This window comes from Enterobacter sp. MGH 38, from assembly GCF_000492855.1.
In the GTDB taxonomy this organism is placed as follows: domain Bacteria; phylum Pseudomonadota; class Gammaproteobacteria; order Enterobacterales; family Enterobacteriaceae; genus Enterobacter; species Enterobacter hormaechei_C.
This window is the reverse complement of the sequence record NZ_KI535607.1, coordinates 1-15685: the sequence shown is the minus strand read 5'-3', so window position 1 is coordinate 15685 and position 15685 is coordinate 1. Positions and strand designations below refer to the sequence as shown.

At 54.2% G+C, this 15685-nt stretch carries 15 protein-coding genes, 1 rRNA gene and 1 other annotated feature; of the genes, 11 read left to right on the top strand and 5 right to left on the bottom strand.

What is annotated here, in order from left to right:
- Positions 1 to 19 precede the first annotated feature (19 nt).
- The 6 genes from L384_RS20800 (at position 20) to L384_RS21575 (ending at position 4877) form a co-directional block, all read left to right on the top strand.
- Positions 20 to 343, top strand: coding sequence for a phage tail assembly protein (locus L384_RS20800; RefSeq protein WP_023323581.1), 324 nt, complete (start codon positions 20 to 22; stop codon positions 341 to 343).
- A gap of 32 nt (positions 344 to 375) precedes the next feature.
- Positions 376 to 498, top strand: coding sequence for a GpE family phage tail protein (locus L384_RS0120865; RefSeq protein ID WP_017382998.1), 123 nt, complete (start codon positions 376 to 378; stop codon positions 496 to 498).
- Positions 488 to 2938, top strand: coding sequence for a phage tail tape measure protein (locus L384_RS20805; RefSeq protein WP_023323580.1), 2451 nt, complete (start codon positions 488 to 490; stop codon positions 2936 to 2938). Before L384_RS0120865 ends, L384_RS20805 begins: the two co-directional genes overlap by 11 nt.
- 10 nt (positions 2939 to 2948) lie before the next feature.
- Positions 2949 to 3413, top strand: coding sequence for a phage tail protein (locus L384_RS20810; protein WP_023323579.1), 465 nt, complete (start codon positions 2949 to 2951; stop codon positions 3411 to 3413).
- On the top strand, positions 3410 to 4579 hold the full coding sequence (locus L384_RS20815; RefSeq protein WP_023323578.1) for a phage late control D family protein: 1170 nt from the start codon (positions 3410 to 3412) through the stop codon (positions 4577 to 4579). Before L384_RS20810 ends, L384_RS20815 begins: the two co-directional genes overlap by 4 nt.
- Before the next feature lie 76 nt (positions 4580 to 4655).
- Positions 4656 to 4877 (top strand): DNA-binding transcriptional regulator, encoded by a 222-nt coding sequence (locus L384_RS21575; RefSeq protein WP_023323577.1) that lies wholly within the window; start codon positions 4656 to 4658, stop codon positions 4875 to 4877.
- A 45-nt stretch (positions 4878 to 4922) separates the two neighbouring features.
- Here the strand turns inward: L384_RS21575 and L384_RS0120860 are convergent, their stop codons facing one another.
- Positions 4923 to 5516 (bottom strand): hypothetical protein, encoded by a 594-nt coding sequence (locus L384_RS0120860; protein ID WP_232969587.1) that lies wholly within the window; start codon positions 5514 to 5516, stop codon positions 4923 to 4925.
- On the opposite strand from L384_RS0120860, the gene L384_RS20820 reads away from it, so the two are divergent.
- Positions 5515 to 6387 carry an SMP-30/gluconolactonase/LRE family protein gene (locus tag L384_RS20820; RefSeq protein ID WP_023323575.1) on the top strand — a complete coding sequence of 291 codons (873 nt, stop codon included), beginning with the start codon at positions 5515 to 5517 and terminating at the stop codon, positions 6385 to 6387. The two genes, L384_RS0120860 and L384_RS20820, sit on opposite strands and share 2 nt — an antisense overlap.
- On the opposite strand, the gene pheA is transcribed toward L384_RS20820, so the two are convergent.
- From pheA to bamD, 4 genes are all read right to left on the bottom strand, one after another.
- Complete coding sequence (gene pheA, locus L384_RS20825) at positions 6384 to 7544, bottom strand: bifunctional chorismate mutase/prephenate dehydratase (RefSeq protein ID WP_023323574.1); 1161 nt, start codon at positions 7542 to 7544, stop codon at positions 6384 to 6386. The two genes, L384_RS20820 and pheA, sit on opposite strands and share 4 nt — an antisense overlap.
- A 30-nt stretch (positions 7545 to 7574) precedes the next feature.
- Positions 7575 to 7700, bottom strand: a sequence feature (Phe leader region).
- On the bottom strand, positions 7652 to 7699 hold the full coding sequence (pheL, locus tag L384_RS22395; RefSeq protein ID WP_100229775.1) for a pheA operon leader peptide PheL: 48 nt from the start codon (positions 7697 to 7699) through the stop codon (positions 7652 to 7654). It overlaps the preceding feature by 48 nt.
- A 104-nt stretch (positions 7701 to 7804) precedes the next feature.
- Complete coding sequence (gene raiA / locus L384_RS20830; protein ID WP_003863162.1) at positions 7805 to 8146, bottom strand: ribosome-associated translation inhibitor RaiA; 342 nt, start codon at positions 8144 to 8146, stop codon at positions 7805 to 7807.
- 267 nt (positions 8147 to 8413) lie between these two features.
- Positions 8414 to 9151, bottom strand: a complete 738-nt coding sequence (gene bamD / locus L384_RS20835) for an outer membrane protein assembly factor BamD (protein ID WP_003863164.1) — start codon at positions 9149 to 9151, stop codon at positions 8414 to 8416.
- 131 nt (positions 9152 to 9282) lie between these two features.
- On the opposite strand from bamD, the gene rluD reads away from it, so the two are divergent.
- The 4 genes from rluD to L384_RS20855 all read left to right on the top strand — a co-directional run bounded on the left by rluD (position 9283) and on the right by L384_RS20855 (position 15665).
- Complete coding sequence (gene rluD, locus L384_RS20840; protein ID WP_003863165.1) at positions 9283 to 10263, top strand: 23S rRNA pseudouridine(1911/1915/1917) synthase RluD; 981 nt, start codon at positions 9283 to 9285, stop codon at positions 10261 to 10263.
- Positions 10260 to 10991 (top strand): purine nucleoside phosphorylase YfiH, encoded by a 732-nt coding sequence (gene yfiH / locus L384_RS20845; protein WP_003863167.1) that lies wholly within the window; start codon positions 10260 to 10262, stop codon positions 10989 to 10991. The genes rluD and yfiH overlap by 4 nt, the downstream gene beginning before the upstream one ends.
- Positions 10992 to 11120: 129 nt before the next feature.
- Positions 11121 to 13694, top strand: coding sequence for an ATP-dependent chaperone ClpB (gene clpB, locus L384_RS20850; RefSeq protein ID WP_003863168.1), 2574 nt, complete (start codon positions 11121 to 11123; stop codon positions 13692 to 13694).
- A gap of 429 nt (positions 13695 to 14123) precedes the next feature.
- Positions 14124 to 15665 (top strand): 16S ribosomal RNA (locus L384_RS20855).
- Positions 15666 to 15685: the final 20 nt, after the last annotated feature.

The following is a 15685-nucleotide window of genomic DNA, read 5'->3' as shown; positions in this document are numbered from 1 at the left end:
CTTAGACGAGAGCAACATTATGGAAAACAACATCGAAACCGGCGTTACAGAAATTGAAGTCACCGAAACCAAAAAGCCACACGTCGTGATCCTCGACAACCCTCTGATGCGCGGCGAGCAAAAAATCGGAGAGGTGACGGTTTCAAAACCTAACGCGGGAACCCTTCGCGGGGTGTCGCTGGCCTCGCTGGCAAACTCTGACGTTGACGCGCTGATTAAGGTGCTGCCGCGTATGACTTACCCGGCACTCACCGAGCATGAAATTGCCCGTCTCGATGCCTCAGACCTGATGCAGTTCGCCGCTGAGGTGATTGGTTTTTTGTCGCCATCTTCGGCTCGCTGACGTTCCCCGCAAAACTTTCGGTCGATGACCTGATGGCGGATATCGCGGTGATTTTTCACTGGCCGCCATCAGAGCTGTATTCCCTGAGCGTGACCGAGCTCCTCACATGGCGCGACAAGGCGCTACAGCGAAGCGGAAACCACTATGAGCAATAACGTCAGGATCGAGGTGCTGCTTAATGCAGTAGACCGGGCAAGCCGACCGCTAAAAGCTATCCAGAACGCCAGCAAATCCCTCGCTGGCGATATCCGCAACTCACAGACGACCCTGCGCGACCTTAACGCGCAGGCGTCCCGAATTGACGGATTCAGGAAAGCGAGCGCACAGCTTGCCGTGACCGGTCAGTCGCTTAACAAAGCGAAACAGGAGGCCGCAGCGCTGGCCGTCCAGTTTAAAAACACGGAAAACCCCACCAACGCGCAGGCGCGCGCGATGGAGGCAGCAAAAAAATCCGCCGCTGACCTGCAACTCAAATATAACGGACTCAGGCAATCGGTACAGCGCCAGCGCACCGAGCTTGCACAGGCCGGGATAAACACCCGCACGCTGTCGGCTGACGAGCGTCGCCTTAAAACCAGCATCAGTGAGACAACGGCGCAGCTTAACCGGCAACGTGAGGCGCTGGCGCGGGTCAGTCAGCAACAGGCGAAGCTGAGCCGGGTTAAGGAGCGCTATCAGGCCGGAAAGAATATGGCCGGTAGCATGGCGGCGGCTGGCGCGGCGGGTACAGGTATAGCCACGGCTGGCACCATGGCCGGGGTAAAATTGCTGATGCCTGGCTATTCGTTTGCACAGAAAAACTCTGAGCTGCAAGCCGTGCTCGGGGTAGACAAACAGTCGCCCGAAATGGAGGCGTTACGCAAACAGGCCAGACAGCTCGGAGACAATACCGCCGCATCTGCGGACGACGCAGCGAGTGCACAAATCATCATTGCCAAAAGTGGCGGGGATGCTGATGCCATTCAGGCGGCGACGCCGGTCACGCTGAATATGGCGCTGTCGAATCAGCGCTCAATGGAGGAAAACGCCGCCCTGCTGACAGGGATGAAATCTGCGTTTCAGCTTTCCAACGACCAGATCGCGCACATTGGCGACGTGCTGTCGATGACGATGAACAAAACCGCCGCCGACTTTGACGGGCTGAGTGATGCGCTGACCTATGCCGCACCGGTGGCGAAAAATGCCGGGGTCAGTATCGAGCAAACCGCTGCGATGGTCGGTGCGTTGCACGATGCGAAAATTACCGGCTCGATGGCGGGAACGGGTAGCCGTGCAATCCTGAGCCGCCTACAGGCGCCGACCGGTAAAGCCTTTGAGGCTATCAAAGAGCTCGGTGTCAAAACCTCTGATGCCAGAGGAAACACACGCCCGATATTTTCCATCCTGAAGGAAATGCAGCGCAGTTTTGAGAAAAACAATCTCGGTACCAGCCAGCGCGGCGAGTACATGAAAACCATCTTCGGTGAAGAGGCCAGCTCGGCGGCGGCGGTGCTGATGACCGCAGCGTCGACCGGCAAGCTCGACAAACTCACCGCAGCGTTTAAAGCCTCGGACGGTAAAACCGGGGAGCTGGTCAAAATCATGCAGGACAATCTCGGCGGCGACTTTAAAGAGTTTCAGTCTGCTTATGAGGCCGTGGGCACTGACCTGTTTGACCAGCAAAACGACGCTCTGCGAAAACTGACGCAGACGGCCACGCGATATGTTCTGAAACTTGATGGCTGGATCACCCGCAATAAATCACTGGCGACCACTATCGGTGTAGTAGCCGGTGGCGCGCTGGCGCTCATTGGTGTGATTGGCGGGATTGGCCTGATTGCGTGGCCGGTGGTGATGGGGATTAACGCCATTATCGCCGCCGCAGGTCTGCTGGGAACGGTCTTTACCGTCGCCGGTGGCGCAATAGTCACTGCTGTCGGTGCAATCAGTCTGCCGGTGGTCGCGGTCGCCGGTGCGGTGGTGGCCGGGGCACTCCTGATTCGTAAATACTGGGAGCCCATCAGCGCATTCTTTTCGGGCGTGGTGGAGGGGCTTAAAACGGCATTTGCGCCAGTCGCTGAAATCTTCTCACCGTTGACGCCGGTGTTTGATTCCATCATCGAGAAATTGCGCGGGGTCTGGCAGTGGTTCACTGACCTGATAGCACCGGTTAAGGCGACTCAGGAAACACTGGACCGCTGCAAAAATGTCGGCGTGGCGTTTGGCAAGGCGCTGGCCGAAGCGTTAACGGCTCCCCTGAATGTCTTTAACAGACTGAGCGGAAAAGTCGGCTGGCTGCTGGAAAAATTCGGGGTCATCAAAAAAGAGTCGGACGGTCTCGACCAGACGGCCGCTAAAGCCAGTGCCGCAGCCGGTGCGCAAAACGGGTCTTATATCCCGCAGACCTCCGTTTATGGCGGTTATCAGATGTACCAGCCAGTGACGGCGCCTGCTGGCCGGTCCTATGTCGACCAGAGCAAGCGGGAATACAACATTACTCTGTCGGGTGGCGTTGCGCCGGGAACTGACCTTGACCGGCGGCTCCGGGACGCTGTCGATAAACTCGACCGGGAAGAAAGAGCGCGCCAGCGCTCAAGTATGCGCCATGATGGATGAGGACTAAAACATGTTAATGGTACTGGGTTTATTTGTATTTGAGCGCCGCACGCTGCCGCATCAGTCCATGCAGTACTCAAAGGACTACCGCTGGGCGTCAAATGACCGCATCGGCAAACCCCCGGCTTATCAGTATCTCGGCGAGGGGGAAACCTCGCGCACGCTCTCGGGCGTGCTGTACCCCGAAATCACCGGCGGACGCCTGTCGCTGACGGCCATCGAACTGATGGCCGACGAGGGCAGAGCGTGGCCGCTGATTGACGGGACGGGCATGATCCACGGTATGTATGTCATCGAAAAAGTGACCCACACGCACACCGAATTATTCAGCGACGGCGCGGCCAGAAAAATTGAGTTTAGCCTCTCGCTGAAACGGGTCGATGACTCGCTCGCGGCCATTTATGGAGACCTGAAAACGCAGGCCGACAATCTGGTGACATCTGCCGGTAACTGGATTGGAGGGCTGGCGGGATGATTACGGGTCTGAATGTTCAGGCCGGGGCGCAGATTGCTCCGGCGTTTATGCTCACGCTTGATGGCGATGATATCACGCAGAATTTCAGCGACCGGCTAATCAGTCTGACCATGACGGACAATCGCGGATTCGAGGCTGACCAGCTCGACATCGAGCTTGACGACACCGACGGGCTTGTCGAGCTGCCGCCGCGCGGTGCAAAACTGACGCTGTGGCTGGGCTGGCAGGGCTCAGCCTTGCTGAATAAGGGCAGTTTCACGGTCGACGAAATCGAGCACCGTGGCGCGCCTGATACGCTGACCATCAGGGGGCGCAGCGCTGATTTTCGCGGCACGCTGAACTCCCGCCGGGAACAGTCATGGCATGACACCACGCTCGGTGTCATTGTTGAGACCATCGCAGCGCGTAACAAACTCACGGCCAGCGTGGCTGACACGCTGAAAGCGATCCCCGTGCCTCATATTGACCAGGCGCAGGAATCCGACGCGGTGTTTCTGTCCCGCCTGGCTGACCGTAACGGTGCATCAGTGTCGGTGAAAGCGGGGAAACTGCTGTTCCTGAAAGCCGGTACCGGCAGGACGGCCAGTGGCAAGCCCATCCCGCAAATGACCATCGAACGCGGCGACGGCGACCGTCATCAGTTTGCGATTGCTGACCGCGAAGCCTACACCGGCGTAACGGCGAAATGGCTGCACACAAAAGACCCGAAGCCGCAAAAGCAAAAGGTGAAGCTCAAGCGCAAGCCGAAGGAGCAGCACCTGCGCGCGCTGCAACATCCAAAAGCGACAAAAACCACGTCAAAGGCCAGAGCCAAAAAAGAGCAGGAGGCGCGCGAGGGCGAGTATATGGTCGGTGAGTCTGAGAACGTGCTGGAGCTGACGACCATCTACGCGACAAAAGCGCAGGCCATGCGCGCCGCTCAGGCTAAGTGGGACAAGTTACAGCGCGGAGTGGCGGAGTTTTCAATCTCGCTGGCTATTGGTCGGGCAGATTTATTTCCTGAAACGCCAATCGCGGTGAAAGGCTTTAAGCGCGTTATAGACGAGCAGGCTTGGATAATCAGCCGGGTGGTGCACTACCTTAACGGGAACGGCTACACGACGGGCTTAGAGCTTGAGGTTAAGGTTTCGGATGTAGAGTATGAAAGCGAAGAATTAACGCAATAAATGAATTTTATGTATTTGATATATAAGGATTTAATGGTTAAAATTGGTTCATCAATAACGCTCTGAGGTGTTCGCCATGTTCCACTGCCCTAAATGCCATTACGCCGCCCACGCTCGCACAAGTCGCTATTTCTCCGATACGACAAAAGAGCGGTATCATCAGTGCACAAACATCAATTGCAGTTGCACGTTCGTCACCACTGAGACGGTCGAGCGCTTTATCGTTTCGCCGGGTGAAGTGGTACCAGCGCCGCCGCACCCTACGCAGTCAGGCCAGCAACAAATCCACTGGATGTGACCAAAAGAAAACCCCGCAGATGCGGGGCTTTTTATATGCGATTAGTCAAAAAAGATGAGTGTTTGCAAGCATTATAACTTTGGCTCTTTCGGGTTGCTCTTTACCCATTTCATTACAGGTGTTTAGCGGTTTCTCCAAAACATAGCCCTGAGCTTTATGCTTATTGAGAATACGAAGCTCCTTAACCGTTTGAAGATATTTTTTAGGGACGTCTTTTGTCCAAATATCCATACAGGCACCTGAGCTGATAACAGTTTCATACACATCAGATGTTATCTGGTTCTCATTTAAAACAACCGTCAATGTGTCGCCACTTTTCGAGACCTCTACGGGTTGCCATGGCTTAAGGGACTTTTTCAAGGTAGAAGTATCATTTGCTAGTGCGGTGAAGGAAGTCAGGGTAAGGGCTAACAAAACTACCGTTTTGAAGGGTTTCAAATTAATTTCCTTATTAAACATATTGTTGAGACTTATTCTTGCACCGCTTAAAACAAAAAGTAAAGCCCCGCACATGGCAGGGCTTTTTTCGATGTGTGGACGACGTGTGGACATCGTCAGAAACAAATCCTTTTGTTTCAGTCTTTTGCGTCTAAAATTAAACCAGCATTGCTGGCTTTTTTCATTTTGGGGAACTGTCATGGCTGAACCGCAGCTGCTGTTGAACTATACCGGGCATCTGCCTGAATGCCCGACGTGGAGTGCAGAAGAGAAGGCGCTCTACTGGGCGGATATCCTGGAAGGGGAGATCCATCGGTACCATCTGCCCACCGCGGAACACTCGGTGCTCTCATTCCATGAAGAAGTTGGGTGTTTTGCCCTGCGTGAACGCGGCGGATTTATCGTCGCGATGCGAAACGCCATCTGGCTGACCGATAAACACGGCCTGCTCCAGCGTAAGGTTTGCGATAACCCGTCCAACCCGCAGCTTGCACGCTTTAACGATGGAGGCACCGACCATCAGGGACGGTTTTATGCGGGCACGTTCTGGGGGCCGGGAGATTATAACGGCGCCATGCTGATGCGTATCGACAACGACCTGACGCCGAAAGTGATCCAGTGCGATATTCACGGACATAACGGTTTAGCGTTTAGTCCTGACAAACGGTGGATGTTTACTTCTGATACGCCGAACGGTGTGATTTACCGTACGCCGCTTGATGAGCAGGGGGAACCCGGTAAGCGCGAAGAGTTTCGCCGGTTTAGCGAGGGAGACGGTATTCCCGACGGTGCGGCAATGGATGAGGAAGGCTGTTACTGGAGCGCACTGTTTGACGGCTGGCGTATCGCACGGTTTTCACCGCAAGGCGAACAGCTGGAAGAGCACCGGCTGCCGGTACGCTGCCCGACAATGGTCTGCTTTGGCGGCGACGATATGAAAACGCTGTTTATCACCACCACGCGGGAAAATATGGAGGCGGAGGAGCTGGCGAAATACCCGCTTTCCGGTGCCATCTTCACCCTGCCAGTAAATGTGGCAGGGATGAAGAAAAGCCGCTTTATCGAACATTAAGCCGGATCGACCGGGACCACGGTTTCGCTCGGATAGCAGCCCAGCACTTTCATGGAGCGTGTGATCTCGCCCAGTTCGCGCAGGGCTTTCTGCATGGATGCAGACTCCAGGTTGGCCTGAACGTCGAGATAGAACATCTCTTCCCACGGGTTGCCATGGATTGGACGGGATTCCAGCTTCGTCATGATCAGGTTGTGATTACGCAGCACCAGCAGCGCTTCAACCAGCGCACCCGCCTGCTGGCCGGTCGCCATCAGCAGGGTGGTTTTCGCCGGGACCTGATCCGATACGTTGATGGCCTTGCGGGCCAGAACCACGAAACGGGTGATGTTCTGCGTCTGGTTGGCCAGATTGCGTTCCAGCACCTGTAAGCCATACAGCGCGCCGCCCGCTTCGCTACCGAGAGCCGCGACGGCAGGAGAGTTTGCCTGCGCCACTTTTTCCATCGCCGCCGAGGTGCTTTCGGTGTACTCAATTTTCCAGTGCGGATAACGGTTCAGGAACTGGCTGCACTGCTGGAACGGCTGCGGGTGGCTGTACACCGTTTCGATCTGATTCAGATCGGTTGAGCCAGAGACCAGCACGCAGTGATCGATAGGGATGGTCAACTCGCCGACTAATGACAGGCTGGTGTGCTGGAGCAGATCGTAAACATCGTTGATGGCGCCGGAACTGGTGTTCTCAATAGGCACCACGGCGTAATCGGCCTGGCCGGTTTCGACCTGGTTGAAAATGTCTGCAAATTTCGCGCAACCGCTCTCAATAAACTCTTCGAAATGGCGGGCTGCGTACTGGCGGGCCGCCAGATGAGAATAGGAGCCTTTCGGACCGAGGAAAGCGATACGAGCAGAGTGCGGGTTGGTTTTGTTCAGATGCTGCTGGAGCAGGGCTTGTTGCGTCAGAACGGAATCTTCGATGATGAGCTGGAACAGACGGGTGATGTAGTGGGCATCCAGATGATGCGCTTTGCCGAGTTGAATCAACCGTTCCAGCAAATCACGTTCGCGATCGATATCGCGCACCGGCCGATGGGACTCGAGCTTGGCTTTGCCCACTTCAACGGCGAGCGCGCGGCGTTCTGCCAGCAGGGCCAGTAATTTTTCGTCGAGTGCACTGATTTTTACGCGTAAATCCAGGAGCGGGTTTTCCGGTGTCATAGTGTTGTCTGTCTCATTTTATCGTTATCAATAAAAAAGGCCTCCCGGTGTGGGAGGCCTTGTTGTTCGTCTTCGCATTCTTTATCACACGACGAAACGCCTCCCGGTCAGGGGAAGGTAAAAAAGAATGCGAAGAAAAACGGCGTCTGTTTCATAAGGTCATCCTGAAATTGATAGGGTTAAAGTACCTGCACTGTTTTGATTCTGTCAATAAAAAACGCGCCCGAAGGCGCGTTGTCGGTACACTCAATTTTAGAGGATTACTCTTCTTCAACTTCTTCCGCGAAGCTGGCGTCTTTCACCGAGGTTGCGGCGCGACGTGCTTCACCTTTGTGTTGCACTTTATTGAGCTGCCGTTCCAGCTTGTTGATCAAATCGTTAATTGCGGTGTACATATCCTCGTGTTTTGCGCTGGCGACCAGATGGCCGTTTGGAGTATTGATAGTTGCATCAGCGATGAAACCCTGCGGCTCCTTGGACAGGATGATATGTGGATTAATCAAATGTGTTTGCCATTTATCCAGTTTGGCGAGACGGTCTGCGACGTGCTGGCGGATTGCCGGAGTAATTTCCATTTGTTTACTGGTAATGTTCATTGTCATAAATTTTACCTCTTGTCTTTCCGTCTTGGTGATTCCAGCATACCCGACCTAATGTCAAAATGTGTGATTTAGATCACGTTATTTTGTCGGTTTTTGTCAGGGAATCTTTTTTGTGAGGCAGGGCAGGAAGAGGTGAGATTTACCTTGTCGAAGCAAACAATTGCGGTCATAGTTGAATGGATGTGTTGAAGCTAAACCGCTTCAGCGTAAGTCTGAAAGAATAAAAAAACGGCAGCCCGCGGGCTGCCGTTATGCGTTGTAGCGGTATCAGGTGTTGCTGCTGTTCGCGGCGATGATTTTCGCCACTTTGTCAGCCTGAGCCGTCATCTGCATCTGGCGATACGCATTTTCCATCAGCTTCAGGCCATCACGCGTGGCTTGGGTATCCGGATAATCACGCAGCATGCCTTCTACACGGTTAACCACGGCAACCCATGCGCCACGGCGGGTGTAGTATTCCGCAACGGAGTACTCATATTTCGCCAGACGATCTTTCAGGAACACCAGACGCTTAGTGGCATCGGTAATGTACTGGCTGTTCGGGTAGCTACGCACCAGTTTGGAGAAGTCATTGAAAGCATCACGCGCATGTTGCGGGTCACGGTCTGAACGATCCACCCCGAAGAAGCCCTGCAATGCACTGTCATCCAGCGCCATGTTAGTCAGGCCGCGCATGTACATCACGTAATCGATGTTAGGATGGGTAGGGTTCAGACGCATGAAACGATCGATCGTTGCCTGAGCCAGCGGCAGATCGGCATTTTTGTAGTAGGCGTAGATAAGATCTAACTGTACCTGCTGCGAATACGGACCAAACGGATAGCGATTATCCAACGCTTCCAGTTGCGTTATCGCCTGTTTCCAGTTACCGTCCTGCAACTTTTGTTGTGCAGTCGCATAGATTTCATTCGGCGGATTGTCAGGGACCTGTTCATTCGAACCGGAGCAGCCCACCAAAGCCAGGCTCAACGTGGCCGCTGCCACCAGATATTTCATGCGCGTCATGACGTTTTGACTTTCCTCAAATGTTTGTCCGGGAGAAACTCAGTTCCTGCTCCCGATTAAGACCAGCTACAATAGCACACTATATTAAACGGCAAAGCCGTAAAACCCAACGTTAAACGAAGAAGCAGTTTATGGCACAACGAGTAGAACTCACCGCAACAGTCTCCGAAAATCAGCTCGGTCAACGCTTAGATCAGGCTTTGGCCGAATTGTTCCCTGATTATTCGCGTTCACGCATAAAAGAATGGATCCTTGACCAGCGCGTGCTGGTAAACGGCAAGATCTGGGACAAACCAAAAGAGAAAGTGTTTGGTGGGGAAGCTGTCGCCATCAATGCTGAAATCGAAGAGGAAATCCGCTTCGAGCCGCAGGATATCCCGCTGGATATCGTCTACGAAGATGACGACATTCTGGTCATCAACAAGCCGCGCGACTTTGTTGTTCACCCGGGCGCGGGCAATCCTGACGGTACGGTACTTAACGCACTCCTTCATTATTATCCGCCGATTGCCGACGTACCGCGTGCCGGTATTGTTCACCGTCTGGATAAAGACACCACGGGTCTGATGGTGGTGGCGAAGACGGTTCCCGCCCAGACTCGCCTGGTGGAATCGTTGCAACTGCGCGAAATCACCCGTGAGTATGAAGCGGTGGCGATTGGTCATATGACCTCTGGCGGCACGGTGGAAGAGCCTATCAGCCGTCACCCAACCAAGCGTACGCATATGTCCGTACACCCGATGGGTAAACCGGCGGTAACCCATTACCGCATCATGGAACATTTCCGTATTCATACCCGCCTGCGTCTGCGCCTGGAAACCGGGCGTACTCACCAGATCCGCGTGCACATGGCGCATATTACCCATCCGCTGGTGGGTGACCCGGTTTACGGCGGTCGTCCGCGTCCACCAAAGGGCGCATCGGATGAATTCATCTCCGTGCTGCGTAAATTCGATCGCCAGGCGCTGCATGCGACGATGCTGCGTCTTTACCACCCAATCACCGGAATTCAGATGGAATGGCATGCGCCGATCCCACAGGATATGGTGGAACTTATCGACGCGATGCGCGCAGATTTCGAAGAACATAAGGATCACGTGGACTGGTTATGACCAAACTGATTGTCCCGGAGTGGCCACTGCCTGAAGGCGTGGCCGCCTGTAGTTCAACCCGTATCGGTGGCGTGAGCCAGGGCGCGTGGGAGTCTTTGAACCTCGGTGCGCACTGTGGCGATAACCTGGAGCACGTTGAAGAGAACCGTAAACGCCTCTTTGCTGCGGGAAACCTTCCTTCAAAACCGGTCTGGCTTGAGCAGGTGCACGGTAAAGCGGTGCTGAAGCTGACGGGTGAGCCCTATGCGTCTAAACGCGCCGATGCTTCGTACAGCAATACGCCGGGAACGGTTTGCGCGGTGATGACTGCTGATTGCCTGCCGGTGTTGTTCTGCAATCAGGCAGGAACTGAAGTGGCTGCTGCCCACGCCGGATGGCGAGGCCTGTGCGAAGGCGTGCTGGAAGAGACCGTCGCCTGCTTTCAGGACGATTCTGCAAATCTTATCGCCTGGCTTGGCCCGGCGATTGGCCCGCAGGCATTTGAGGTCGGGCCCGAAGTGCGCGATGCCTTTATGGAAAAAGATCCGCAAGCGGTCGAAGCGTTTGTGGCTTCCGGAGATAAATATCTGGCCGATATTTACCAGCTTGCCCGCCAGCGCCTGAATAACGTCGGTGTGACTCAAATCTTCGGCGGAGATCGCTGTACCTTCACCGAAAAGGGTGATTTTTTCTCCTATCGCCGCGACAAGACGACAGGCCGTATGGCAAGTTTCATTTGGCTGATATAACCTAAACAATCAAGACGATCCGGTACGCGCCGTTTTCTTTTCACATAATTCAGGTTATTAACCTTGAATAATTGAGGGATGACCTCATTTAATCTCCAGTAGCAAATTTGACCTGTTATGGGAGGAGTTATGCGTCTGGATCGTCTTACTAATAAATTCCAGCTTGCTCTCGCCGATGCCCAGTCCCTCGCACTGGGGCACGACAACCAATTTATCGAACCTCTTCATTTAATGAGCGCCTTGCTGAATCAGGAAGGGGGATCGGTACGTCCGTTATTAACGTCCGCTGGCATTAATGCCGGCCAGTTACGCACCGCCATCGATCAGGCGCTGAGCCGTTTACCGCAGGTCGAAGGTACCGGCGGCGACGTGCAGCCGTCGCAGGATCTGGTGCGCGTGCTGAACCTTTGCGACAAGCTGGCGCAAAAACGTGGGGACAACTTTATTTCGTCAGAGCTGTTTGTTCTGGCGGCGCTTGAATCACGCGGTACCTTAACCGACCTGCTGAAATCCGCCGGTGCAACCACCGCTAATGTGACCCAGGCGATTGAGAAAATGCGCGGAGGTGAAAGCGTGAACGACCAGGGAGCCGAAGACCAACGTCAGGCTTTGAAGAAATTTACGGTCGACCTGACCGAACGTGCCGAGCAGGGCAAACTTGACCCGGTGATCGGCCGCGACGAAGAAATCCGCCGGACAATCCAGGTACTGCAACGTCGTACCAAAAACAACCCGGTGCTGATTGGTGAGCCAGGCGTCGGTAAAACCGCCATTGTTGAAGGGCTGGCGCAGCGTATCGTTAATGGCGAAGTGCCCGAAGGGCTGAAAGGCCGTCGCGTACTGGCGCTGGATATGGGCGCGCTGGTGGCCGGGGCGAAATACCGCGGTGAATTTGAAGAGCGTCTGAAAGGCGTGCTGAACGATCTGGCGAAGCAGGAAGGTAACGTCATCCTGTTTATCGACGAACTGCACACCATGGTGGGGGCGGGTAAAGCTGACGGCGCAATGGATGCCGGGAACATGCTGAAACCTGCTCTGGCGCGCGGTGAACTTCACTGTGTCGGCGCCACTACGCTTGACGAGTATCGTCAGTACATTGAGAAAGATGCCGCGCTGGAGCGTCGTTTCCAGAAGGTGTTTGTCGCTGAACCAAGCGTTGAAGATACCATCGCCATTTTGCGTGGTCTGAAAGAGCGTTATGAGCTGCACCATCACGTGCAGATCACCGACCCGGCCATCGTTGCGGCGGCGACGCTTTCGCATCGTTACATTGCCGACCGTCAGTTGCCGGATAAAGCCATTGACCTTATCGATGAAGCGGCGTCCAGCATCCGTATGCAGATTGACTCGAAACCGGAAGAGCTTGACCGACTCGATCGCCGTATTATCCAGCTCAAGCTGGAACAGCAGGCGCTGAACAAAGAGTCTGATGAAGCGAGCAAGAAACGCCTTGATATGCTCAACGAAGAACTGGACGAGAAAGAGCGTCAGTATTCTGAGCTGGAAGAAGAGTGGAAAGCTGAGAAAGCCTCCCTCTCTGGCACCCAGACAATCAAGGCGGAGCTGGAGCAGGCTAAAATTGCCATTGAGCAGGCGCGTCGCGTAGGGGATCTGGCACGGATGTCCGAACTACAGTACGGCAAGATCCCTGAGCTGGAAAAACAACTCGAGATCGCCACGCAATCAGAAGGCAAAACCATGCGTCTGTTGCGTAATAAAGTGACGGATGCCGAGATTGCCGAAGTGCTGGCGCGCTGGACGGGTATTCCTGTGGCTCGCATGATGGAAAGCGAACGCGAGAAACTGCTGCGTATGGAGCAGGATCTGCATCAGCGCGTCATTGGACAGAACGAAGCGGTCGAAGCGGTATCTAACGCCATTCGTCGTAGCCGTGCGGGGCTGTCCGATCCGAATCGTCCAATCGGCTCGTTCCTGTTCCTGGGGCCAACCGGTGTCGGTAAAACTGAGCTGTGTAAAGCGCTGGCTAACTTTATGTTCGACAGCGATGACGCGATGGTGCGTATCGATATGTCCGAGTTTATGGAGAAACACGCCGTCTCGCGTCTGGTCGGTGCGCCTCCGGGATATGTCGGTTATGAAGAGGGCGGTTATCTGACGGAAGCGGTTCGCCGTCGTCCTTATTCCGTCATCCTGCTGGATGAAGTAGAAAAGGCACATCCTGACGTGTTTAACATTCTGTTGCAGGTGCTGGATGATGGGCGTCTGACGGATGGGCAGGGAAGAACGGTCGACTTCCGTAACACGGTGGTGATCATGACCTCGAACCTGGGTTCCGATTTGATTCAGGAACGCTTCGGTGAGCTGGATTACAGCCATATGAAAGATCTGGTGCTGGGTGTGGTCAGCCAAAACTTCCGTCCGGAGTTCATCAACCGTATTGATGAAGTGGTCGTGTTCCATCCGCTGGGTGAGAAACACATTGCGTCGATTGCGCAGATCCAGTTGCAGCGTCTGTACAAACGTCTGGAAGAGCGTGGGTATGAAATCCACATCTCGGATGATGCGCTGAAACTGCTGAGCGAGAATGGTTACGATCCTGTTTATGGCGCGCGTCCGTTAAAACGTGCTATCCAGCAGCAGATCGAAAACCCGCTGGCACAGCAAATCCTCTCTGGGGAGCTGGTTCCGGGCAAAGTTATCCGTCTGGAAGCCAACGAAGACCGAATTGTGGCAGTGCAGTAAGTCACAAAACGCAAAAACGGGCCGCTTGCGGCTCGTTTTTGTTTAAAAACCAGGCAAGAATTAATGTCTGAGATGTGTTTTGCCTGGAAAGTGAGCAGTCGGTAAATAATTTTCACTTTGCACTTGCAGCCTCAGAATAACTCCCTATAATGCGCCTCCACTGACACGGAACAACGGCACGCAAGCCGCCGGGTCAGCAGAGAAAAGCAAAACAAACGCTTGACTCTGAAGCGGGAAAGCGTAATATGCACACCCCGCGCCGCAGCGAAAACGAAGCGGCACTGCTCTTTAACAATTTATCAGACAATCTGTGTGGGCACTCAAAGTGACATGGATTCTTAACGTCCTCGGACGATAAATGAATACCAAGTCTCAACGAGTGAACACGTAATTCATTACGAAGTTTAATTCATTGAGCATCAAACTTTTAAATTGAAGAGTTTGATCATGGCTCAGATTGAACGCTGGCGGCAGGCCTAACACATGCAAGTCGAACGGTAACAGGAAGCAGCTTGCTGCTTCGCTGACGAGTGGCGGACGGGTGAGTAATGTCTGGGAAACTGCCTGATGGAGGGGGATAACTACTGGAAACGGTAGCTAATACCGCATAACGTCGCAAGACCAAAGAGGGGGACCTTCGGGCCTCTTGCCATCGGATGTGCCCAGATGGGATTAGCTAGTAGGTGGGGTAACGGCTCACCTAGGCGACGATCCCTAGCTGGTCTGAGAGGATGACCAGCCACACTGGAACTGAGACACGGTCCAGACTCCTACGGGAGGCAGCAGTGGGGAATATTGCACAATGGGCGCAAGCCTGATGCAGCCATGCCGCGTGTATGAAGAAGGCCTTCGGGTTGTAAAGTACTTTCAGCGGGGAGGAAGGCGATAAGGTTAATAACCTTGTCGATTGACGTTACCCGCAGAAGAAGCACCGGCTAACTCCGTGCCAGCAGCCGCGGTAATACGGAGGGTGCAAGCGTTAATCGGAATTACTGGGCGTAAAGCGCACGCAGGCGGTCTGTCAAGTCGGATGTGAAATCCCCGGGCTCAACCTGGGAACTGCATTCGAAACTGGCAGGCTAGAGTCTTGTAGAGGGGGGTAGAATTCCAGGTGTAGCGGTGAAATGCGTAGAGATCTGGAGGAATACCGGTGGCGAAGGCGGCCCCCTGGACAAAGACTGACGCTCAGGTGCGAAAGCGTGGGGAGCAAACAGGATTAGATACCCTGGTAGTCCACGCCGTAAACGATGTCGACTTGGAGGTTGTGCCCTTGAGGCGTGGCTTCCGGAGCTAACGCGTTAAGTCGACCGCCTGGGGAGTACGGCCGCAAGGTTAAAACTCAAATGAATTGACGGGGGCCCGCACAAGCGGTGGAGCATGTGGTTTAATTCGATGCAACGCGAAGAACCTTACCTACTCTTGACATCCAGAGAACTTTCCAGAGATGGATTGGTGCCTTCGGGAACTCTGAGACAGGTGCTGCATGGCTGTCGTCAGCTCGTGTTGTGAAATGTTGGGTTAAGTCCCGCAACGAGCGCAACCCTTATCCTTTGTTGCCAGCGGTTAGGCCGGGAACTCAAAGGAGACTGCCAGTGATAAACTGGAGGAAGGTGGGGATGACGTCAAGTCATCATGGCCCTTACGAGTAGGGCTACACACGTGCTACAATGGCGCATACAAAGAGAAGCGACCTCGCGAGAGCAAGCGGACCTCATAAAGTGCGTCGTAGTCCGGATTGGAGTCTGCAACTCGACTCCATGAAGTCGGAATCGCTAGTAATCGTGGATCAGAATGCCACGGTGAATACGTTCCCGGGCCTTGTACACACCGCCCGTCACACCATGGGAGTGGGTTGCAAAAGAAGTAGGTAGCTTAACCTTCGGGAGGGCGCTTACCACTTTGTGATTCATGACTGGGGTGAAGTCGTAACAAGGTAACCGTAGGGGAACCTGCGGTTGGATCACCTCCTTACCTTAAAGAACCTGCCTTTG